At 49.8% G+C, this 21898-nt stretch carries 25 protein-coding genes; 21 read left to right on the forward strand and 4 right to left on the reverse strand.

The window, feature by feature from the left end:
- Positions 1-22: 22 nt before the first annotated feature.
- The gene (locus ALO_RS02770) at positions 23-1651 is read left to right on the forward strand and encodes a putative manganese-dependent inorganic diphosphatase (RefSeq protein WP_004092640.1); all 1629 of its coding nucleotides are present in this window, start codon (positions 23-25) and stop codon (positions 1649-1651) included.
- On the opposite strand, the gene ALO_RS02775 is transcribed toward ALO_RS02770, so the two are convergent.
- Complete coding sequence (locus tag ALO_RS02775) at positions 1593-2528, reverse strand: LysR family transcriptional regulator (RefSeq protein WP_004092642.1); 936 nt, start codon at positions 2526-2528, stop codon at positions 1593-1595. The two genes, ALO_RS02770 and ALO_RS02775, sit on opposite strands and share 59 nt — an antisense overlap.
- A gap of 173 nt (positions 2529-2701) precedes the next feature.
- Between ALO_RS02775 and yedE the strand changes: the two genes are divergently transcribed.
- The 12 genes from yedE to ALO_RS02835 all read left to right on the forward strand — a co-directional run bounded on the left by yedE (position 2702) and on the right by ALO_RS02835 (position 11625).
- On the forward strand, positions 2702-3778 hold the full coding sequence (gene yedE / locus ALO_RS02780; RefSeq protein WP_004092644.1) for a YedE family putative selenium transporter: 1077 nt from the start codon (positions 2702-2704) through the stop codon (positions 3776-3778).
- Positions 3779-3781: 3 nt separating this feature from the next.
- Positions 3782-3997, forward strand: coding sequence for a sulfurtransferase TusA family protein (locus ALO_RS02785; protein WP_004092646.1), 216 nt, complete (start codon positions 3782-3784; stop codon positions 3995-3997).
- 62 nt (positions 3998-4059) lie between these two features.
- On the forward strand, positions 4060-4293 hold the full coding sequence (locus ALO_RS02790) for a DUF3343 domain-containing protein (RefSeq protein WP_004092648.1): 234 nt from the start codon (positions 4060-4062) through the stop codon (positions 4291-4293).
- 56 nt (positions 4294-4349) lie between these two features.
- Positions 4350-4940 carry a sulfurtransferase-like selenium metabolism protein YedF gene (gene yedF / locus ALO_RS02795; RefSeq protein WP_004092650.1) on the forward strand — a complete coding sequence of 197 codons (591 nt, stop codon included), beginning with the start codon at positions 4350-4352 and terminating at the stop codon, positions 4938-4940.
- A 4-nt stretch (positions 4941-4944) separates the two neighbouring features.
- The gene (locus tag ALO_RS02800; RefSeq protein ID WP_004092652.1) at positions 4945-6087 is read left to right on the forward strand and encodes an aminotransferase class V-fold PLP-dependent enzyme; all 1143 of its coding nucleotides are present in this window, start codon (positions 4945-4947) and stop codon (positions 6085-6087) included.
- Positions 6088-6336 (forward strand): DUF3343 domain-containing protein, encoded by a 249-nt coding sequence (locus ALO_RS02805; RefSeq protein WP_004092654.1) that lies wholly within the window; start codon positions 6088-6090, stop codon positions 6334-6336. It abuts the gene before it with no gap.
- 19 nt (positions 6337-6355) lie between these two features.
- Complete coding sequence (locus tag ALO_RS02810; protein ID WP_004092657.1) at positions 6356-7513, forward strand: double-cubane-cluster-containing anaerobic reductase; 1158 nt, start codon at positions 6356-6358, stop codon at positions 7511-7513.
- A gap of 3 nt (positions 7514-7516) precedes the next feature.
- Positions 7517-8293, forward strand: a complete 777-nt coding sequence (locus ALO_RS02815; RefSeq protein WP_004092659.1) for an acyl-CoA dehydratase activase — start codon at positions 7517-7519, stop codon at positions 8291-8293.
- A gap of 36 nt (positions 8294-8329) precedes the next feature.
- Positions 8330-9172 carry a substrate-binding domain-containing protein gene (locus ALO_RS02820; RefSeq protein WP_040292568.1) on the forward strand — a complete coding sequence of 281 codons (843 nt, stop codon included), beginning with the start codon at positions 8330-8332 and terminating at the stop codon, positions 9170-9172.
- A gap of 45 nt (positions 9173-9217) precedes the next feature.
- A complete protein-coding gene (locus tag ALO_RS02825; RefSeq protein ID WP_202945718.1) occupies positions 9218-9949 on the forward strand; it encodes a 4Fe-4S binding protein in 732 nt (243 codons plus the stop codon).
- The gene (locus ALO_RS02830) at positions 9940-10821 is read left to right on the forward strand and encodes a radical SAM protein (protein ID WP_004092663.1); all 882 of its coding nucleotides are present in this window, start codon (positions 9940-9942) and stop codon (positions 10819-10821) included. The genes ALO_RS02825 and ALO_RS02830 overlap by 10 nt, the downstream gene beginning before the upstream one ends.
- A gap of 345 nt (positions 10822-11166) precedes the next feature.
- Positions 11167-11625, forward strand: a complete 459-nt coding sequence (locus tag ALO_RS02835; RefSeq protein WP_004092665.1) for a hypothetical protein — start codon at positions 11167-11169, stop codon at positions 11623-11625.
- Between the two features lie 166 nt (positions 11626-11791).
- Here the strand turns inward: ALO_RS02835 and splB are convergent, their stop codons facing one another.
- From splB to ALO_RS02850, 3 genes are all read right to left on the reverse strand, one after another.
- Positions 11792-12820 carry a spore photoproduct lyase gene (gene splB / locus ALO_RS02840; RefSeq protein ID WP_004092667.1) on the reverse strand — a complete coding sequence of 343 codons (1029 nt, stop codon included), beginning with the start codon at positions 12818-12820 and terminating at the stop codon, positions 11792-11794.
- Between the two features lie 86 nt (positions 12821-12906).
- The gene (locus ALO_RS02845) at positions 12907-13362 is read right to left on the reverse strand and encodes a CBO0543 family protein (RefSeq protein ID WP_004092669.1); all 456 of its coding nucleotides are present in this window, start codon (positions 13360-13362) and stop codon (positions 12907-12909) included.
- Between the two features lie 257 nt (positions 13363-13619).
- Entirely contained in the window at positions 13620-14375 is a 756-nt protein-coding gene (locus ALO_RS02850) for a DeoR/GlpR family DNA-binding transcription regulator (RefSeq protein WP_040292607.1), read from the reverse strand.
- A 318-nt stretch (positions 14376-14693) separates the two neighbouring features.
- On the opposite strand from ALO_RS02850, the gene rhaB reads away from it, so the two are divergent.
- The 8 genes from rhaB to ALO_RS02890 all read left to right on the forward strand — a co-directional run bounded on the left by rhaB (position 14694) and on the right by ALO_RS02890 (position 21846).
- Positions 14694-16100, forward strand: a complete 1407-nt coding sequence (rhaB, locus tag ALO_RS02855; protein ID WP_004092673.1) for a rhamnulokinase — start codon at positions 14694-14696, stop codon at positions 16098-16100.
- Positions 16097-17347, forward strand: a complete 1251-nt coding sequence (locus tag ALO_RS02860) for an L-rhamnose isomerase (protein ID WP_461781515.1) — start codon at positions 16097-16099, stop codon at positions 17345-17347. Before rhaB ends, ALO_RS02860 begins: the two co-directional genes overlap by 4 nt.
- Before the next feature lie 4 nt (positions 17348-17351).
- Positions 17352-18170, forward strand: coding sequence for a rhamnulose-1-phosphate aldolase (gene rhaD / locus ALO_RS02865; protein ID WP_004092678.1), 819 nt, complete (start codon positions 17352-17354; stop codon positions 18168-18170).
- A gap of 108 nt (positions 18171-18278) precedes the next feature.
- The gene (locus tag ALO_RS02870; RefSeq protein WP_004092679.1) at positions 18279-19586 is read left to right on the forward strand and encodes an MFS transporter; all 1308 of its coding nucleotides are present in this window, start codon (positions 18279-18281) and stop codon (positions 19584-19586) included.
- 21 nt (positions 19587-19607) lie between these two features.
- Positions 19608-19925 (forward strand): L-rhamnose mutarotase, encoded by a 318-nt coding sequence (locus ALO_RS02875; protein WP_040292608.1) that lies wholly within the window; start codon positions 19608-19610, stop codon positions 19923-19925.
- A gap of 106 nt (positions 19926-20031) precedes the next feature.
- Positions 20032-21189, forward strand: a complete 1158-nt coding sequence (gene fucO, locus ALO_RS02880) for a lactaldehyde reductase (RefSeq protein WP_004092686.1) — start codon at positions 20032-20034, stop codon at positions 21187-21189.
- A gap of 200 nt (positions 21190-21389) precedes the next feature.
- Positions 21390-21575: a hypothetical protein gene (locus ALO_RS02885; RefSeq protein ID WP_004092687.1), complete on the forward strand. Its 186-nt coding sequence runs from the start codon at positions 21390-21392 to the stop codon at positions 21573-21575.
- 16 nt (positions 21576-21591) lie between these two features.
- Entirely contained in the window at positions 21592-21846 is a 255-nt protein-coding gene (locus ALO_RS02890; protein WP_004092689.1) for a spore coat protein, read from the forward strand.
- The last annotated feature ends 52 nt before the right edge of the window (positions 21847-21898 follow it).

Raw genomic sequence — 21898 nt, forward strand, 5'->3', positions numbered from 1 at the left:
TTTATTTTACTAGGAGGCCTTTATGTCTAAACCAACTTATGTGATCGGGCACCGCAATCCGGATACCGACTCGATTTGTTCCGCTATCGGCTATGCCCATCTGAAAGATGCCCTGGGGTACGAAGTTATGGCCGTCAGGGCCGGCAAAATCAACCCGGAAACCAAGTTCGTCCTGGAATACTTCGGATGGGACGCGCCGCCCCTCATTCATGATCTTCACCCCAGAGTCCGGGATGTCATGGTCGAAGTTACAACAACGGTGCGCCCTACGGATACTTTGCGGGAATTAGGACAGGTCATGAAAACAGCCAATGCGAAGTCCGTTCCAGTTGCCGGAGAGGACGGCACCTTATACGGCATTGTTAGTGTGGGCGACCTGGCAAAACGATATTTTGACGAATTGGAGATTCAGGATCTATCCCAGGCCGGCGTGACCTATGGCGCCATTTTGCGGGCTCTAAACGGCACATTTGTTACCGGTGACCTGCAGCGCAGGGTGAACGGTAAGATTCGCATTGCTGCCGCCCGCTCTCATACCATGCTGCAGATGATCCGGTCCGGGGATATTGTACTGGTGGGCGACAGGGATGAGGCACAGATGGCCTGTATGGATAAAGGGGTCGACTGCCTGATCATTACGGGCAATGCCCAGATTTCCATACCGGTGCTGGAAACAGCCGAGGCGAAAGGGGTCGTCATGATCCGTGCTCCTCATGATACCTATACCTGCGCCCGGCTGATCAATCAAAGCATTCCGGTTCAGCTGGTGATGCAGACTAACGTAATTACCTTTAACCCCAGCGAGCTGATGGCGGATATCAAAGAGACCATTATTCAGACCAAGTTTCGCAGCTATCCGGTCGTGGCCAACGGCAAACTGGTGGGAATGATCAGCCGGGACCGCTTGATTGTGCAGCAAAAGGAAAAAGTGATTCTGGTGGACCACAATGAAAAGACGCAGGCAGTGGAGGGAATCGAGGAGGTACAAATTGTGGAAATCGTTGATCATCACCGCTTAGGCGGACTGGAGACCAGCGAACCAATCTTTATCCGGCATGAACCGGTGGGATCTACTGCCACCATTGTGGCCAACATGCATTGGCACCGGGGAGTCGTTCTGCCCAGGGATATCGCCGGCTTGCTGCTGGCGGCTATTATCTCCGATACCTTCCTGTTTAAGTCTCCCACATCAACTCCCCAGGATCGGGAGACAGCCTCCAAGCTGGCGGCCATTGCCGAACTGGATATCGAGACCTTTGGCATGGAGATTTTAAAAGCAGGCTCCGATCTGTCCCAATCCACGCCGTCGGACTATATTCACCGCGATTTGAAAGAATTTCAGATCGGCGAATATCGGGTATCCATCAGTCAGATATCGGTTTTGGATCCGGAGAAAGTGCTGGAGGGAAAAAATGAGATTCACACCTATCTGGAAGAAATGCGGCAGAAAGAAGGGTATGATATCGCGGCGCTGATGATTACCGATATCATTAAAGAAGCCACTCACTTCGTGTTTGCGGGCCAGCCGGCGGGACTGGTCACACGGGCCTTTGGGCAGCCTGACGGCAACGGGGTTATATATCTGCCGTCGGTTATGTCCCGGAAGAAGCAGATCGTTCCGCCTCTGGTGAACACTGAAAGGGAGATGTAAGGCAAAGAGCCTGCCAGAGATTTTCCAGGCAGGTCGGCCAAAGGGGCGGATTCCATAGGGCGTAAAATGTACGGTCAATCTTGATATTCCGGACCGGAATGTTCCGCAGACTGCCTTCAGCCAGTTCCCTGACCACCGCCCAGCGGGATATAAAGCTGATGCCGGCCTGCCCCATGACAGCACGTTTTACCGATTCATTGCCGCTGGTTTCCATGATAATCTTTAAATTTTCCCATGATACTCCGCCGCGGGATAGGACTGACAGCAAGGTCTGGCGAGTGCCGGATGCAGCTTCCCGCAGGATGAGCGGATAATGGACGATGTCGGTTACAGTTAACTGCCCGTCGATCAGGTGAGGCAGGGGGAAATCCGGATGGGCCACGAGGACCAGGTCATCCCGCCATAAGGGATAGTGATGGACCTCCGGCTGAAAGCCGATGATGGCCAGCGGTAAACTGCCTGCCTGGAATTTGCGTAAGATGACGCTGCTATCGCCGGTCTGCAGCGATATTCTGACATCGGGATATTGGGCGAGAAATCCTGCCAGAATCTCCGGCAGAATGTATTCAGCCGGTATTGTGCTGGCGCCGATGGTGATATGGCCGGCATCACCGGCCACTAACTGGCGGATATGGCTATAAGTCTCATCCAGGATGGTTTGAAGAGAGTGGGTTTTTTCCAATAAAGCCTTGCCGTATACGGTAAGGGTCACGCCTTTGGCTGTTCTCACAAAAAGAGGGCAGCCAAATTCTTTTTCCAGATGATCGATATGGAAGGAAACAGTGGGTTGCGTGAGATCCAGCTTTTTAGCCGCAGCCGAAAAACTTCCTTCTTCCGCCACCAGCCAGAATATAGGAAGCGATGGTAAAAAATGCACACAGATCACCTCATATTTCAGTGATTTTTTCGGTGCAAGAGGGATGAATTCCTTTATTCGGCAGGAATGAAATAATAGCTATAGAATAATTAGGCATTAGATATAGACTGCATCTATATATTGGCTTCGAATGGGTTTGATGCAGCAACTGAGAAGAACAGGAGTGATAAAGTATGTCAGGAATTGGATTTATTCTTTTAACAGGAATTATTTTCGGCTTGGGCGGGGTTCTGCTGGTCAAGGCCGGTAATCCAGGAAATTATGGCTACTGTGCGGCCTGTCATCTGCGGGATATTGCCGGCGCCCTTGGCCTTCACAAAGCCGCTGCACTACAGTATGCCCGCCCGGAAGTACTGGGATGGGTGTTGGGCGCTTTTGCTCTGGCCGGTACAACCGGAGAATTTCGTCCCCGGGGCGGTTCTAATCCTTTGGTTCGGTTTATATTGGGTGTGGTTATGATGCTGGGGGCTTTAGTATTCCTCGGCTGCCCGCTGCGGGCTATCCTGCGTTTAGCCGGCGGCGACTTAAACGGGCTTACCGGGTTGGCCGGCTTTGTTACCGGCATTGGTTTCGGGATTTACTTTTTACGCCGGGGCTTTAACCTGGGCCGCTCACAGATTCATAGCGGCGGCGTCAGGTTTGCCGGGTACATTCCGGCGATATTGGCGTTTGTCTTAGCGATTGCTGTCGCCGTCCAGGCGCCTTTCTTAAACTTCAGCGCCCAGGGTGTAGGTGCGCAGCATGCACCCTTTTTCATCAGCCTGGCAGCCGGATTGGCAGCCGGATTAGTGGCAGCCAAGTCCAGAATGTGCTTAAGCGGCGGATTCCGTGACTTCTTTCTGGTTCGGGATACCTATCTTCTGAAAATCTATGGCGCGATGTTTATTGCGGCCATGCTGGCCAATATGTACTTTGGATTTTTCAAGCTCGGTTTTACCGGCCAGCCTCTGTCTCATACCATGCATCTGTGGAATTTCTTCGGACTGTTTTTAGTCGGCCTGTCAGCTACCCTGGCCGGCGGCTGCCCGCTGCGCCAGCTTATTATGGCCGGTGAAGGCAATACCGATGCCATGTTCTGCGTGCTGGGCCTATTAGTCGGCGCCGGTATCGCTCACAGCTTTAACACTGCCGGCAGCGTTGCCGGTGTTGGCTTGAACGGCCAGTGGGCTGTTGCTCTGGGTATCGCCCTGACTTGCGGTATCGGGTTTGTCTGCCGGGAAAAACTGGCGACAGTGCAGAAGGGGGCATAAGCCATGGCGACAGAAAAAATATTGGATTTACGCGGGCTGAGCTGCCCCATCCCCCTTTTAGAGACGAAAAAGGCTCTGGAAAAGATCCAATCTGTCAAGGTCATTGTGGATGAGACGGTGCCCAAAGAAAACATCCTGAAATTTGTCCGTTCCCAAAACTATCATGCGGACTGCAGCGAAAACGGCGGAGAGTATACCATTCTGATTCATAAGCCATAAGCGCCTTATGTGAGTGAGATACATCGGGATTGCAGCCGGCAGTCAAACGAGGGAGACGCTTTATGCCTAAAACCTGTGTAATTACTTTTGTCTCGGTCAGTCACGCCTTTCGGGCGGAAACGATCCTGCAACAACAGGGAATCGCCGCCCGCCTGATTCCTGTCCCCCGGTCCCTGAGCGGCTGTTGCGAGGGGTTGGCCGCGGCAATCCCTCCGAATGAGGCGGGAGCAGCGGTGAAACTGCTGCAAGAGCATGGTGTGGGCATGCTGATCCAGGGAGAATCGGTTGAATTATAAGAATGCCGGCAAACGATAAAAGCAGAAGAATACTACGAAGCAAAAGGAGAGAAACAATGCGCCAGATTAATGCCATCGGGGACGCCTGTCCCCTGCCGGTCATTAAAACCAAAAAGGGTCTCGCCGAAATAGAACAGGGCCAGCTGGAAGTTTTAGTAGACAATGAGACGGCTGTCCAAAATATCCGCCGTTTTGCCGCGTCGCAGGGATGCCAATTTGACGTATCACAACAGGACGGTATTTTTCATATCTTGCTGCTCAAAGAAACACCCCAGCCAGGTGATTCTTCCGTCAACAGCGAGACGGGCGCCGTTCAGACGGTTGTCGTTCTGTCTTCCGACACCATGGGAACCGGCGATGATGAACTGGGGCGTATCTTAATGAAGGGGTTTCTGTTTACCCTCACCCAGTTAGATGTCTTGCCTGATGTTATCCTGCTCTATAACACCGGCGCAAAGCTGGCGGCAAAAGGCTCAGCCTCCCTGACAGACCTGATTTCTCTGGAAAAATCGGGGGTTGCCGTCATGACCTGCGGCACCTGTTTGAATCATTTTGGGATCACGGAGCAGCTCGGGGTAGGGGAAGTCACCAATATGTACCGCATAGTGGAAGAGATGCGCGACGCCGGCCGCATCATCCGCCCCTGATCCCATGATTTACTTTGATAACGCCGCCACCAGCCTGCCCAAGCCGCCGACCGTAGGAAGCGCAGTGCTGGCGGCCATCAATACCTTCGGCGGCGCCGGAAGGGGCGGTCATTCCGCTTCTCTGGCGGCGACCCGCTGTATCTTTCAGGCCCGAAAGGCAGTAGCCGGACTGCTGGGATCGGAGGCCGGCCGGACGGCTTTTGCCGCCAACGCGACAGAAAGCTTAAATATCGCCATCTCCGGTCTTTTAACCCGGGCAGATCATGCCATTACCACCGTCCTGGAGCACAATTCGGTTTTGCGTCCCCTTTACAAACTTCGTTCCCAGGGGATGGGACTATCGATCATTGGCATTGACCCAAAGGGAAATTTGAATTATGACGAGTTTCACCGCGCGCTTCGTCCCAACAGCAAAGCGGTAATCTGCACCCATGCCTCCAACCTGACCGGCGCCCTCACCAATTTGCCTTTCATCGCCGACTTCTGCCAAGCAAACGGCCTGCTGCTGATTGTAGATGCCTCGCAAACCGCCGGTGTGTTTCCCATTGAGGCGGACAAGCTGGGTATTGATGTTGTCTGCTTTACCGGCCACAAAGGACTGCTGGGGCCGCAGGGGACCGGCGGGCTCTGCATCCGGAAAGGGCTCGCCGTGATGCCGCTCAAGGTAGGAGGCAGCGGAATCCACAGCTATTCCGAAACCCATCCCGAGGGCATGCCCGAGGCTCTGGAAGCAGGCACAGCCAACGCCCATGGCATCGCCGGCTTACTGGCCGGGGTTGAATACATTCTTGCATCGGATATAGATACTCTGCGCAACAGAGAACTGGCATTGGCCAAACTCTTTCGCCAGGGAATTTCAACCATTTCCGGAGTTCGTATCTATGGAAATCCGGATATGCCTCACGCTCCCATTGTAACCTTGAATATCGGTTCCCTGGATTCAGGCGCAGCAGGAGACCGCCTGGCAACCCGCTACGATATTTGTGTGCGGACCGGCGCCCATTGCGCGCCGCTGGCTCATTTGGCCTTGGGAACCCAGGAGCAGGGGGCGGTGCGCTTTAGTTTCTCCTCTTTCAATACGGAAGAAGAAATCCAAACGGGCATCCGGGCGGTTGCCGAAATTGCCGCGGAATGGGGGCAGAGATAGATGACTAAAAGGATGGACCGAACAAAACAGCCCCAATTGATTATTACTTTTCCCACCACCACCGCCGCGATGGCCATGGAAGCCGCCTGTGGGGCTGAATGGGGGCGATTAATACCCATTCCCCGGGAGATCAGCGGCAGCTGCGGCCTTGCCTGGTGCGCCGAGCCCCAATGGGAGGACGCGCTGCTCCGGGTGATGGAAAAGAACAACATTCAATATCAGGAAAAGCGAATTCTTTTACTCTATTAGCGAAAGGCGTGATAAGCGGATGATTCAGAAGAAAACCGAATTGCCGCAAATTTTCGAAAGCTTTGGCGAAGCGAGGAAAAATGGATTTCTCGCCATGAAGAAAATGAAAGACAACGGCAAAGGCGTGGTGGGCCAGTTCTGTTCCTATACCCCGCTGGAAATTTTTATGGCGGCAGGCCTGGTCAGCGTAGGCTTGTGCTCTACCAGCGACGAAACCATCCCCGAAGCGGAAAAAGTACTGCCGGCCAATCTATGCCCTCTCATTAAGTCCAGCTATGGCTTTGCCATTACCGACAAATGCCCCTATATGTATTTTTCCGATCTGGTGGTGGGAGAAACTACCTGCGACGGTAAAGTGAAAATGTACGAACTGTTGGCTAAAAAGAAAAATGTCCACATCCTGGAACTCCCGCGGCGGCAGGATACACCGGAAGCCAAGGCCCTTTGGCGGGCAGAACTGGTGCGCCTGAAGGAGCGGGTGGAAAAGGACTTCGGCGCTGCCATTAGCGATGAGCATCTGCGTGACGCGATTCACCGGCGGAATATCGAGCGCAGGCTGCTGAAAGAACTGTATGAACTGAGTACTATGGCGCCGCCTCCTATTACCGGGCTGCGGCAGCTGCAAATCCTGTTTGGCTCTCAGTTTAAATTTAACTGGGATGAAAAGGTTGCGGAAATCCAAAACGCCATTGACAGCATCCGGGCAGCTTATGAAGCTGGCGAGCGACCGGTCCCGGCAGATGTTCCCCGGATTCTGATTACCGGCTGTCCCATGGGCGGCGTGACAGAAAAGGTTGTTAAAGTCATTGAGGAAGCAGGCGCGGTCGTCGTTGCCTTTGAAAATTGCACCGGCGCCAAGCCCATGGACCGGCAATGCCGCGAAGAAGGCGACCCGCTTACCAACATCGCCGACCACTACCTGCAGATTGGCTGCGCTGTCATGACGCCCGACAACAACCGCTTTGAGCTTTTGGGGCGTCTCTGCGAACAGTTTCAGGTTAACGGTGTAGTAGAAATGACGCTGCAAGCCTGTCATGCCTACGCAGTGGAAGCGCATTCCGTTAAAGCCTTTCTGCAGGAAAAAGGCATTCCCTATCTGCAGTTGGAAACCGACTATGGCAGTGCCGACATCGGCCAGCTGTCCACCCGGGCCGGCGCCTTTGTCGAGATGTTATAGGCAATGATAAAAGCATCCGTCGGCATTGATTGTGGTTCGGCTTCATGTAAAGGCGTCCTCCTTCAAGAGGACGCTGTCCTTGCCTCCTGTGTGCAATCCACCGGCTGGAGTCCGCGGGAAACTTCCCGGGCGGTTTTGGAGCAGCTTCTGGCGAAGACAGGACTGGCAAGAGAAAACGTACATATTGTCGCTACCGGATATGGCCGGGTAAGCATCGATTTTGCCCAGCGGGCCGTGACGGAAATCACCTGCCACGGGTTAGGCGCAGATTATTTGCTGCCGGGGGTGCGCACGGTTATTGATATCGGCGGTCAGGATTCAAAGGTGATTGCCGTGGAAGCCGGACAGGTCCGGTCCTTCCAGATGAACAATAAGTGCGCCGCCGGTACCGGCCGTTTCCTGGAAATGTCGGCTAACCGTATGGGCATTGATTTGGCGGAATTTGCAAGCCTTCTGCCCGAAGGGAAAAGCTGTTCGTTAAGCAGTATGTGCGCTGTGTTTGCCGATTCGGAAATCATATCGCTGCTGGCAGCGGGAAAGAGCCGTGAGGAAGTGGCCGGCGGTATTATTCAGTTAGTGGTAGACCGGGCAGTCGCCTTGGCAGCCCGGGTGGAGTCTTCCCCGCCGATACTGCTGACAGGCGGTTTGGCGGGCATGGAGGGGCTTCGAATCGCCCTGGAGAGACAGCTTGGCCAGCCGGTAGCAGCTTCGGATTTATCCCGTTTTGCCGGCGCTATTGGCGCCGCAAGGACTTACTGGATGAGAAAAGCGAGGAAATGAGTTTTCGGACGAAGTCATCAATAAAAGGAGTCAATGATGGAGGATAAAAAAGAAGGACTCAGCAGAAGGTCATTTCTTAAGGCCGGAATCGGCGCTGCTGCTGCGGCTTCGGTATCCGGCCTGATGTTGGCGGGACGGTTTCAGGAAAATTCGCTGCAGGTATGGTCCTGCGGCGGACTGGCTGAAGCCTTTACGGAAGCAAATGGCCTGTATGAGCAGAAAAACGGCATCCGGATCAATTATACGGGAGCCTTCGCTGCGGCGTTGGGTAAATCCCTTCTGGGGGGAGCGGTCACAGAGGTATTTGCCGGACGGGTGCTGCAACTGGCCCAAACTCTGAGGAACGACAATAAAATGCTTTACTTCAAACCCCTGTGTTTTACCGAATATGTTCTGATCACCCCTCTGGGGAACCCGGCGGGAATCCAATCAGTTCAGGACCTTGTCCGGCCGGGAGTCAGGGTTATTCTGCCGCTTGGCGCCTCGCCTCCGGGCGGAGACGCCGTCATGGGCATACTAAAGAAAGCAAATGTTGGCCAGGCAGTCCTCAAGAATATGATCGAAAAAGAAAGCTGTGTCATCAAAATGATGCCGGCTATCATAAACGGCAAAGGCGAGGCCTCTATCGTGGAAAGACGCCTTACCCGCCAGGCCGCATTTGCCGGAAAAGTGGAAGTGTTACCCATTCCGGAGGCCCTTTTCCCGCCCGGTCCGCTGACTTTTACCATCGGGGTCATGAAGTACGCCAAGGACCGTGTTTTGGCGGATGATTACGTGAACTTCATCTGCTCCGGCGAGGCCCAGGCAATTTTTGAGCGTCATGGCTTCATTCCGGCCATTTCGGCAAAAGGCAGGATTCTTGTTGAGACACTGGGGTAAAAGATGCCTAATCAAATAGAATTTACAAAACCAGCGAGGGTTTCATTGACGAAGATCCGCCGCGGAGTTCAGTTGGCCATGCTGACTGTTTTGGGGCCATGGGCCTATTATGGAATTTTTCGCTGCCCGTTTCTTGTCCCGTTTGTGAACTGCCAGGTCTGCCCGGTTCTTACCTGCTGGGGCAGGATCACAAGTTACTTCTGGGGCTTTTGGCTGTTTTTGCCGGTGACGGTTTTGCTGGTCGGACGGGCTTTTTGCGGCTGGCTCTGTCCCGGCGGGTACGTCAATCAGATCGTCGGTAAGTTCTCATTTCTAAAGATACGTAAGCGCAACCGGTTTGTGCGATTTGCCCCGGCGGGAATGGTTATGGCGCTGGCTGCGGTAGCGGTTATCTGGTTTGGCTGGCACAACCCCAGGATGATGGTGCCGATCAGGGTTGGTGAATTTTGGAGTTCAACCCGGCTTTCCTTCGAGCACGCCTCCCTGGCTTGGCTAATCCGCACGTTTGTTGTTTTGGGGCTGACAGCATCGGGCTTGCTTGTGGCTAATCTGTGGTGCCGCTTTGTCTGTCCTACCGGCGGTTTACTGGAATTGCTCAAGGGTATGGCTGCCTTTCGCGTTTTCAAAACCAGTGACTGCAATGGTTGCAATATCTGCATGCAAGTATGCGAGATGGGGACCCGGCCGGATGAAATGAATTGCACGAATTGCGGTGACTGCCTCGAAATCTGTCCTGTCGGGGCTATAAAATTCGGGAAAAAGAAAGAATGGCAATGAGTGAGCGCTGCGAACAAAGGTCTCGTGATCAGCACCCCTGTTTTCACGGAAAAGCCAGTGCCCGCTGGGGCCGGATTCATTTGCCGGTAGCGCCGGCCTGCAATATTCAGTGCAATTTCTGCAACCGGCTCTACGATTGCGTCAATGAAAGTCGCCCGGGAGTGACCGGACGTATTCTCACGCCGTCGGAAGCGCTGACGACTTTGAGCCGGCTTTTGCAACAAAGAAATGATATTGCCGTGGTCGGAATTGCCGGACCGGGAGACCCGCTTTGCGATCCGAACCGGACCTTGGAAACTCTGCGCGCCGTTCACGCCGCCTATCCCGGGATTTTGCTTTGTGTATCCACCAACGGACTGAATCTGTCCGGCTATATTGATCAACTGGCCGACACCGGAGTGACTCACGTCACCGTAACGGTCAATGCGGTTGATCCCTATGTCGGTCAACAGATTTACGCTTCGGTTACAGTAAAGCAACAGACCTATCGGGGACTTGAAGCCGCCAGGATTCTTCTCGGCCGGCAGGAAGAGGCCGTCGTCGGCTTGAAACAAAGAGGGATGACGGTCAAGATCAATACGGTCGTTCTTCCCGGTATTAATACCGGCCATATTTCTGCTATTGCCGCCAAGGTAGCCGCCTGGGAAGCCGACGCTATGAACTGTATACCCCTGATCCCCGTCCATGGCACTCCTTTTGCGGAGCTTACGGCTCCCGGCGATGTGGAAATGGCCTACATACGAAAATCAGTAGCCGTCTATTTGCCGCAGATTTATCATTGCCGCCGCTGCCGGGCGGATGCTGCAGGACTGCTTGGCGGCTGTGCTGCAAACGCACAGGGTGGGAGTGCTGAATCAGGGAGAACTGAATGAAAAAATCTCGTTAATAATGATAATGCTTAGACAAATTAGCCTCGTATAAAAAACACGGCTTACCTAAAAAGCGCCGTGTTTTTTATTATCATGCTGACAGCGACTTAAGCAGGATTAAAGGATAGGAATGAATTTAGGACGAATACTTAACTGGAATTTTTCAATGGGTTAAGCTCTTCAATAAGACGGATCGCTAGTGGGGTCCTGTTGAGAAAAAAACGGTAAAGCCGTATTAAATAACGTGCCTTTTTCCATTACAACAGACGGTATGCCGAACGACCTGACCCTGCAACTGACTTTCGTGTTGCTGGACGAAATAAAGATGAATACACAGAAGCGCTGTTTATGCTGGCCAAGCTGTACCGGTCGCGGCGCGAAGAGCGAAAAGCTATCGAATACATGCTGCTGGCGGCGATATCGCCGATCGCATTCGGCCATATCGGCCGCAGACAACAATGCCTGACCTGGCTGAAAGCCGTAAACCCGGACCGGGTCGGACCCGTGACCGATCCGTTATGGGCGGTGCGGCAAGAACTCTCTTTTTCGTACCATGAAAAAGTAAACGCCGATTTTGCCATATACGAGACGCTGATCCGGGAATACGGCGCGCAGGGGAAGTTTCGTGAAGCCGTCAGCCTGCGAATATTGACCGGGGAACTGATGGCTGTGGAAACATCGGCATTCCGGCAGCGTTATGGCTGGAGCCCGGAAACGTTTTTTCAGGCACTGCAGGCTGAGCTCGAGGCAGCCGGTTATTGGGGGCGAAGCGAACTGATCAAGCATTTATACAAAACTTTTATATAGATTTCCCGCAAAAGATACCGGTCGTTGTCCCGGTAGCGCTTCAAAGACAATAGGTACGATACCGCAGCGTCATCACGAAACCTCTCTCGAACATCTATGCGGAGGGGAATTTCAATAGCATGCGCTCAATACGGAAATAGCCGGACATTTTTGCCGGCTATTTTCCTTATACAAGATATTCCACATGCGCCTGCGGAAAGTATTGCTGCGTCAGTCTGTTCATAAACTCTTTTACAGAATCCATGGCTTCCTTCTGATAAACGTACTTGCCGTAACCAAACTGGCCAAATTTATACGCTCTTTCCTCCTCTTGCAGCGGCAAGCTGGTTTGAGGAAACAAGTCCAGAATTTGGTTTTTGGCTCGTTTGGTAAACCGGTGGGTGATAAATTCAAAGGTAATATCCCTTGCCGCATCAGCAGGTAATGCATCTGCCAGCAGCTGCATCAGGGCAGTATACTCTTCCTGCCAATGATCCATCATCATGATTGGCGCGATGATAAAACCAATAGGATAACCTGCCGCCGCCACCTTAGCCGCCGCTTTAATTCTCTCTGTAACCGGTGGCGTAGCATGTTCGTAACGATTTGCTGCTGCTTCGGCGTTCAGGCTAAACCGGAAACGGGTGTGGCCCTGATGCGATAAGCTCAAAAGCGAGTCTACGTCGCAAAACTTTGTTACGAACCGGAACCTGCCGTATTTTTGTTTTCCGAAAAATTCGATCGTACTGCCCAATAAGCCAGTAAGATATTCGGTAGGAATCGGGTCGGACGTTGCCGCCCCTTCGAACAGAGTGATCTCAGGCGCGCGCTGGGCAATATAGTCCCCAGCCTTCCTGAGGATCTCCTCAATATTGACATACACCCGCACATACGGTTTTTTGCCTAATGTGGTTGCCAGGTAGCAGTATTCACACATGCCGGGACAACTGGTATTAAGCGGCAGCTGGTAATGCGCCGAAGGTTTGCACGCGGCAAAGTCCAACCCTTTTCGTACGCCGACCACTAAAGTTCGCTTCGCTTCACGGTAACCCTCTTGCGCCGTGTTTCCCGGAATTCCGGTTACCCGGTTATGTGAGCCGGTTACGCGTATGTCAACCTGCATGGATTCCAGGTGATCGCGTATTTGGCGGCCCAGCGGAAACTCAAGCGCCGCGGGTTCAAAAAAAGCGCGTCTGGGAATAAATCGCTGTTGCATATGGGCCTTCCTTTCACAACACTACCAAAAAAATAAAACGATCTGAAAAATATACCCAAGAATAGTATCTGCAGGCAGCCATTTGCTTAATGAGGTTCCCCGTCTTTATAAAACCATTTATGGAGAGAGTACCAGATATACCAGGTGATTAACCATAAAATGAATGAGTGATACCAGTCATAGCCGTTGTGGTAGGCAATCAACCCAGTATATCTTTCGGACCAATATTCAAGTCCGGTTAATATCGTTGTCCATAGCAAAGCCCACTTGATCCTCGTCAAGGGAGAGTATCTTATCCAGAACATCGCTAGGACAGGCACAATAATGACATTAAAAGTAAAGGAAATATCTTTTACGCCGGGAAAAAGTCTCGCCGGGAACTCCCACCAATTTAAATAGTTTGCAATATAACAAAAGAGGTTTGCATACAAACTGGCAAACAATCCGATGGGAATAAACCGTTTCAGTTCTTTGCGGGCAATAATCACAGCAGTTATGGCGATAAAAATAGAAGAGTATTGAATTAAGGACTCAACAGGCATACCCTTAACATCCTTTAGATAGAGATTGTATTCATGCTTAGATTATGTAGTTTCAGTTCATTTAAATCGGAAAAATATAGACTTAGTCTAGAGAATCTTATAAAAAGAGAAGCCGCCTTTTCGCCTAACCGGATATTCCGGGCAGTACAAAAGCAGGCCTTGATGCGAGACGAACCTGCTGGGGCCCCAGCAGGTTCGTTTTTTGCATAGTGTATTCTATTCCCTTTGTTTTCACAATAAACCGTCTTCTTCCGGCATTAATAAATAAGTTTGACATTTTGCTTCCTAAGGAAGCTTACCCAAAGTGCATCCGGCTCCTGGTCGGTAACGATATAATCAATTTCGTTAAAATCCATCGTTTTCGTAAAAGCAATTTTGTCAAATTTTGTATGATCTACCAACAGGAGTTTTGATTTAGCCTGGCGGATCATTTGCTGTTTAATATGGCTTTCTGCTTCATTAGACTCCATAATGCCCTTCTCGCGGTCAATTCCCTTGCAGCTGATCACTGTAAAATCAACGTAATAGCGGGTCAACGCCCTGCAGGCTGCGGTACCCACCAAGGCACACGAATGCGTCCGTAAGTCGCCCCCGCAGGAAATCATTTTGAAATTCGCATCGGCAAAGTCGTTTAATAGTTTAATCGAGTTAGTAATAATGGTGATATTTTTTTTGTTGACCAGTAAATGCATCAGGGTTAATGCGGTTGTGCTGGAGTCAACCATGATCGTGTCGCCGTCATTGATTAAAAACTTTGCCTTTTCCGCAAGATTTTGTTTAAAGGGGCAATTTACAGCCGCGCGTTTGGCGAAAGAAAAGTCTTCACCGGTAGGCTCCTTAAGAACTGCACCGCCATGGCTTCTTTGCAATAATCCTTCATTTTCGAGCTTTTCCAGATCTCGCCGAATGGTTTCTTCCGTTACTTTAAAGATTTTGCTTAAAGAACCCACGTACACTTTATTGTCTTGCAGCAAATGCTCCATAATTTGTTGACGCCGTTCAATTCCTAAAATAAAGATCACCTCTATTGGTTTCTGCATAATGCATACACAGAAAATTAAATCGTATCATTTGTGTTAAGTATACAAGGTTTTCGTTCAAAAGACAATCAAAGCGGGCGGAATTGCTGTTGATTTCTGAGAATGCCGTGTAAGGTTCATACAAATGACACAACAAATCAAAAATAAACAAAGATTTTTCACGAATAAAACAACAAATTCAAAAATAAAATATTGTATTTTATTTATTTACGTGATAATATACAATTAAACAAAGAGTTTTAAAGATTCTAACAATTATAATTCAATAAGCCGGCGAATGGGGAGGAGAAAATGAAAAATTACTATTTGGCAATTGATATTGGCGCATCGAGCGGACGGCATATTTTAGGATGGATCGAAAATGAAAAGATTTGGATTGAAGAAATCTATCGGTTTGAGAATAGGCTTATTGAGAAAAATGGTCATTTATGCTGGGATCTGGAACAGCTTTTCCAGGAGATCCTTCAAGGAATCATGCGGTGTAAGAAATATAACCGGATTCCCAAAAGCATTGGCATTGATACATGGGGTGTGGATTTTGTTTTACTGGATGAACGGCAGGAAATCTTAGGTGAAACAGTGGCTTATCGCGACAGCCGGATTCATGGCGTGGATAAAAAGGTGTATGAAATCATCAGCGAGCCGGAGCTTTATTACCGCAATGGAATTCAAAAGCTGCCGTTTAATACGATCTACCAATTGTACGCCATAAAGCTGCAAACGCCGGATGTGCTGCGGCGGGCCAAAACATTTCTTATGATACCGGAATATTTGAACTTTTTGCTGACCGGCGTTATGAAAAATGAATATACAAACGCGACAACAACGCAATTGGTTCATGCAGACAGAAAAGAGTGGGACCTCGAGCTGATAGAAAAGCTAGGGCTGCCTGCGCATATTTTTGGTGAAATTCACCTGCCTAAAACATCAGTCGGGCATTTTACCAAAGAAATTCAAGAGTTGGCAGGTTTTGATACGGAAGTTGTTTTGCCGGCGACCCACGACACCGGGTCGGCGATCCTTTCCGTGCCTACCAATGATGAGGATTATATTTATCTGAGTTCGGGAACCTGGTCATTAATGGGCGTCGAACGAAAAATTCCCGATTGTACCGAAGAGAGCAGGGTCCGGAATTTTACGAATGAAGGCGGATATCATTACCGCTACCGTTACTTAAAAAATATTATGGGCCTCTGGATGATGCAATCCATTCGCAAGGAATTCAAACATCCTTATACCTTTCAGGAGCTGTTTACCCTGGCGAAGATCGGCGATTACTTTACGTCTACGGTTGATGTCAATGACAGTTCTTTTTTGGCGCCGAAAAGCATGATTCAGGCATTGCAGGAATACTGCGAGCGGACGAATCAGGAAAAGCCGGAAACGGAAAGTGAGATTTTAGCCTGTGTATATAAGAGCCTGGCGCAAAGTTACGCCGATACGGTCCGGGAAATAGAAGCAATCACAGGCAAACAATATGAAAAAATTCATATTATTGGCGGAGGAAGTCAGGATATCTATTTGAACAGGCTTACCGCCAAGTATACCGGAAAACAAGTGTATACAGGGCCGGTTGAGGCCACTGCTCTTGGGAATATTCTTGTACAGATGTTGAAGACAAAGGATCTAAATGATCTTATGGAGGCAAGAGATACCATTCAAAGATCATTTGATATAAAACAAGCGGCAGGAGAGTGAAGGCAATGTCAAGATTTGAATCTGCAAAAGAGCTGTACAAGGCAATCGGTGTCGATGTGGATACCGCACTGAAGAAATTAGCCGGTATCAGAATATCGCTGCATTGCTGGCAGGGTGACGATGTTTCCGGGTTTGAAAATCGTTCAGCGTTAAGCGGCGGTATTGCAGCTACGGGAAATTATCCCGGCAAAGCCAGAAATCCGGACGAGTTGATGGCCGATATTGATCAGGCGCTGCAATTGATTCCCGGTAAGCATAAGCTGAACTTGCACGCTTCCTATGCGATAACAGACGAAAAAGTGGACAGGGATCAATTAAAACCCAGGCATTTTGATCAATGGCTGCAATTTGCCAGGGAGAGGGGACTGGGTCTGGATTTTAATCCTACGCTGTTTTCTCATCCCAAAGCGGCTGACGGTTTGACTTTGTCACATCCGGACAGGGAAATCCGACGATTCTGGATTGAACATTGCAAAGCGTCAAGGAAAATCGCGGCATATTTCGGCAAAGAGTTGGGGTCGGTTGCCTTAAATAATATCTGGATACCGGACGGCTATAAAGATGTTCCGGCAGACCGTTTCACGCCAAGACAACGCCTGCAGGAATCGCTGGATGAAATTTTTTCCGAGAAGTTGGACGAAAAGTACATCGCGGACAGTGTGGAGTCGAAGGTATTTGGCATTGGCGTGGAATCGTACACGGTCGGCTCCCATGAGTTTTATCTGAATTACGCCGCCAGGAACCATGTTCTGTGCCTGCTGGACAACGGGCATTATCATCCGACGGAAACGGTTTCGGACAAAATACCTTCCATGCTGCTGTTCTACGAACGCCTGGCGCTTCATGTTACCCGGCCGGTGCGCTGGGACAGTGATCATGTGGTATTGTTTGATGATGAAACAAGGGAGATTGCGAAAGAAATCGTTCGATGCGACGCCCTGGATCGCGTATTTATCGGCCTGGATTTCTTTGACGCCAGCATCAACCGCATATCCGCCTGGGTGGTAGGGATGAGAAACATGCAAAAAGCATTACTATTTGCTTTGCTGCTGCCGCATGAAAAACTGAAGGCCTTACAAAACGAAGGAAATTTCACGGAATTGATGGCTCTGCAGGAAGAGTTAAAGCTGTATCCGGCCGGTGACGTTTGGAATCATTTTTGTGAGACGCATAATGTCCCTCCAATGCAGGATTGGATTAAAGTCGTTCAAGGATATGAAAAAAATGTCTTAGCCAAAAGGGGATAAAAAATTGAATGTTGCAGAAGCGAAATTTGTAAAAGATTTTATCAGGGTTACAGACGATGGGTTTAAAAAAGGCTGGCATGAGCGCAATGGCGGAAACTTCAGCTATCGTATCAAAACGGAAGAGGTTGCTTCTATTCGGTCTGTGCTGCGGCCGCCGGAAAAATTCGCGCCGATTGGCGTGAGCGTGCCCAATCTTGCCGGAGAATACTTTCTGGTTACCGGCAGCGGCAAGCATATGCGCAATGTGATCCTGTGCCCTGAAGACAATCTTGCAATCGCGGTAATTGACGCAAAAGGGGAAAACTACAGCGTTGTCTGGGGGCTGGCTAATGGCGGAAGACCGACAAGCGAATTCCCGACGCACTTGTTGAACCATAGTATCAAGAAGGAATTAACCCATGACAGGTACCGGGTGATTTATCACTCGCACCCGGCGAACGTTATTGCTCTCACCTTCGTGCTTCCCTTAACCGATAAAGCGTTTACACGCGCCATGTGGGAAATGATGACGGAATGTCCGGTCATTTTTCCGCAGGGAATCGGCGTAGTACCCTGGATGGTTCCCGGAGGCAGGGATATTGCCATAGCTACAGGGGAATTGATGAAGAAATATGATGTGGCCATCTGGGCGCATCATGGCATTTTTTGCGCCGGCGAAGACTTTGACAGCACTTTTGGCCTGATGGATACAGTGGAGAAGTCTGCCGAGATTTGTGTAAAAGTCATCGCAATGGGAGGGAAAAAACAGACGATCACCAGCCGGAATTTTGAAGACCTGGCTTGTGAGTTTCAGATTGATCTGCGCAAAGAATTTTTAGACTGAGAGAACCGGGCGGGAGATGAGGGGGAATCCTCTCTTCTCCGAGTTTTCTTGAAATTATTGGAATATACCGAATTTATCGGTAAAAATATGTGAAAAGAGGTAGAGACAATGGACAAACAAGAGCCTTCGGCATGGAAAAAAACGATCATTGCCGCTATGACAAGTTATGTTGATGCCGGCTCCATCGTAGCGGGAGCTGCGGGTTTGAGCCTGTGGCAATCCTATCTGGGGATGAATGGAATGCAGCTGGGGCTTTTAGGAGCGCTGAGCTCCAATGCAGGCTCCGCTGCGGTGGGAGCATTAATCGGCGGCCGCCTTTGTGATAAATATGGCCGTAAGTTTGTTTATACCTATGATTTACTTGTGTATATCCTCGGGATGCTGCTTATTGTCTTTGGTGTGAATTATGCGATGCTGTTAATCGGTTATATTATTGTGGGCCTGGGCGTAGGTGCTGATGTCGTGGCGTCGTGGACGATGATTGCAGAGGAGGCTCCGGCGGAAAACAGGGCCCGGCATTGCGGCTCGGCGCAGTTTGCCTGGGCGCTTGGGCCGGCGGTGGTGCTGCTCCTGTCCGTTTTCCTAAACCATTTGGGACTCCTGGGAAACAGGCTGGTATTCGGGCACTTGATCCTTGTAGCGGCATGGGTGTGGTATCAGCGGCTGCAAATGCCGGAATCCAAGGACTGGCAGGAGACCAAGAAGAAAGAAACTGAATTGCTTGCCGCAGGCCGCATGCAGAAAGTTTCTTACAGCGTGCTGTTTAGTGGAATTAACCTTAAGACAGTGCTGTTTCTTGTCGGAATGTACTCAATCTGGAATTTATGCGCAAGCACCTGGGGCTTCTTTATGCCGTATATCTTTGAACATGTCGGCAATCTTTCCCATGCGATGAGCAATGCGCTGCAAGTCGGCTCTTTTGTAATATCTATTTTAGCAACATTTTTTATCTTCATGGGCTTGGGCGACCGCGTCAACCGCAGACTTCTCTATTTTATCGTCGGATCTATTTACGTTGCGGGTTGGTCGATGTGGCTCCTGCCGCCGGAATCGATGACAATGGCAATGGTTTTTGCTTTTACCGCTTTTGCCGGGATTAATAACGGAGCGGGTCAGCAAGCTTTTTACCAGCTTTGGTGCAGTGAGCTTTTTCCTTCCCGTTACCGGGCAACCGCGCAGGGGTTCACTTTCTTTGTCACGCGATTTGCCGCTGCGGCCTGGGCTTTTGCTTTCCCGATTATCATGGAGAGTCTGGGTTTCCGGTATGCCGTCGTGCTGATGGTTGCTTTTGCCGCCGTCAGTCTGATCATTGGCACAATCGGAGCGCCGGATACAAGCGGCAAAACACTGGAACAGATTGAAGAAGAGCGTTATGGAACGAAATACTCGCAAGGAATATCAGCGAATATGAGATAAGAGGGAGAAGTGATGTTCAGTATGGAACGATATGCCTGGAAAGCCATTGTTCATGAAGGAAAGCTGCTGGAGTACAAGAAGCGGCATGACGAAATTTGGGAGGATATGAAAAGCGTTCTTAAAGAAGCGGGGATTTGCAATTATACAATTTGGAGCGTTGGAAACGAGTTGTTTGGTTATTACGAATGCGAAAAAGGAGCGGAGTATGCTGCCAAAGTACAGGGAAAAAGCCCGGTTGTTGCTAAATGGAATGAGTATATGAAAGACGTTATGACCATGGCCATGGATTCTCAAACCGGGGCGCAGGCGAAATTGGAACAAGTTTTTTACCTGCCTTGACATAGATTTTCTTGCATTAAAGAATAAAGAATTTTGATAATGATTAGGCTGATTGGGTCAATGGCGGCAAGACAGGACAAAAGTAAAAATGCATGAGGTGGTTAACATGGCAAACCGTATTGTTTTGAATGAAACTTCCTATTTCGGCATAGGAGCTATCGCTATGATTCCGCAAGAAGCTGCGTCCCGAAATTTCACCAAGGCTTTTGTGGTTACCGATAAAGACTTGCTCAAATTTAACGTGACCCAGAAGGTTACGACCATACTGAAGCAGGCAAACATTCCTTTTGAAATCTATGATAATGTAAAACCTAACCCTACGATTGAAAATGTGCTTACGGGAGTGAAAGCCTTTGCCGTTTCCCAAGCGGATTTTATTTTAGCGGTTGGCGGCGGATCTTCGATCGATACTTCGAAAGCGATTGGCATTGTTACGAATAACCCGGAATTTGCCGATGTAAAATCCTTGGAGGGAGTGGCCGCCACAAAAAACAAATCGGTACCGATCGTTGCCGTGCCTACAACTGCCGGAACCGCTGCGGAAGTTACCATTAACTATGTCATTACGGATGAAGTGTCGGTGAAAAAGATGGTATGCGTGGATCCGAAAGACATACCTGTACTGTCGATTATCGATCCGGAAATGATGGCCTCTATGCCCAGGGGACTCACGGCCGCAACCGGTATGGATGCCTTGACTCATGCCATTGAAGGCTATATTACCAAGGGCGCCTGGGTTATGACGGATATGTTCGAGTTAAAGGGAATTGAATTAATTGCGAAATATCTGCCGGCAGCAGTTTTTGAACCTGATAACTTACAGGCCAGGGAAGGCATGGGTATTGCACAGTATATCGCCGGCATGGGCTTTTCCAATGTTGGATTGGGGATTGTTCACTCTATGGCTCACAGTCTGGGTGCCGTTTATGATACCCCGCATGGTGTGGCCAATGCTTTGCTGCTGCCTTATGTAATGGAGTACAATGCGCCGGCTACCGGTGAAAAATACCGGGAAATCGCCCGCAATATGGGCGTAGCCAATGTTGACAGCATGAATGAAGCCGAATACCGCAGAGCGGCGGTAGATGCTGTGATTTCATTGTCCAAAACGATAGGGATACCGCAAAAACTACGAGAATTTGGCGCTAAGGAAGAAGATTTGCCTAAATTGGCTCAAATGGCTTATAACGATGTATGCACTCCGGGAAATCCGCGCGATACCAATATAGAAGATATACTGGGGATTTATCGGCAAGCCTTTTAAAGAGCGTTAGTCCGATTTTCTTCTTAGCTATAAGTTCAAGGTTTGAGCGGGTTGCCGGCGGAGGTAGTTTATTCTGTGGTTTTATGCGTTTAAGGCTTACTGGCTGTACGCGGTTGCTTGGGATTTCCTGATATTACCTGAATAGCAAAGAATAATTCAATCAATAATAATTGTGTAATGTATGGAAGGGAGTGTTAAATTTGGCGCAATTAAATCAAATGGAGCTTCAACACTTGCGGCACATGATAGGCGGCCATGAAACGGTGGCCAATAAACTGGAAGCATACGCGCAGCAATGTAATGATGCACAGCTCAAACAAATGTTTCAGGACGATGCAGCGGCAGCCCGAAGCTCAAAGCAGAAACTTATGTCATTTTTACAATAAGGAAGGAAGCTGTATTATGAATGAAAAAGATATGCTCAATGATTATTTGGCAATGATAAAAGGCAGTTTAGCGACCTATGCTAATGTAATTGCCGAAACGGGTAACCCTCAGTTGCGTTCGACTTTTCAGCAAATGAGAAACCAGGATGAACAGCGGCAGTATCAGATTGCTCAAACGGCACAGCAAAAAGGGTACTACAAGCCGGCCGCTCCTGCTACACCAACCGATATGCAGCAAGTAAAAACTGAGTTAATGAGTCCATCCATGTAAGAATAATGAACGGTAATTAACCCGCATCATGAAGATGCGGGTTAATTTTTTT

It is taken from the genome of Acetonema longum DSM 6540 (assembly GCF_000219125.1).
Lineage (GTDB): Bacteria > Bacillota > Negativicutes > Sporomusales > Acetonemataceae > Acetonema > Acetonema longum.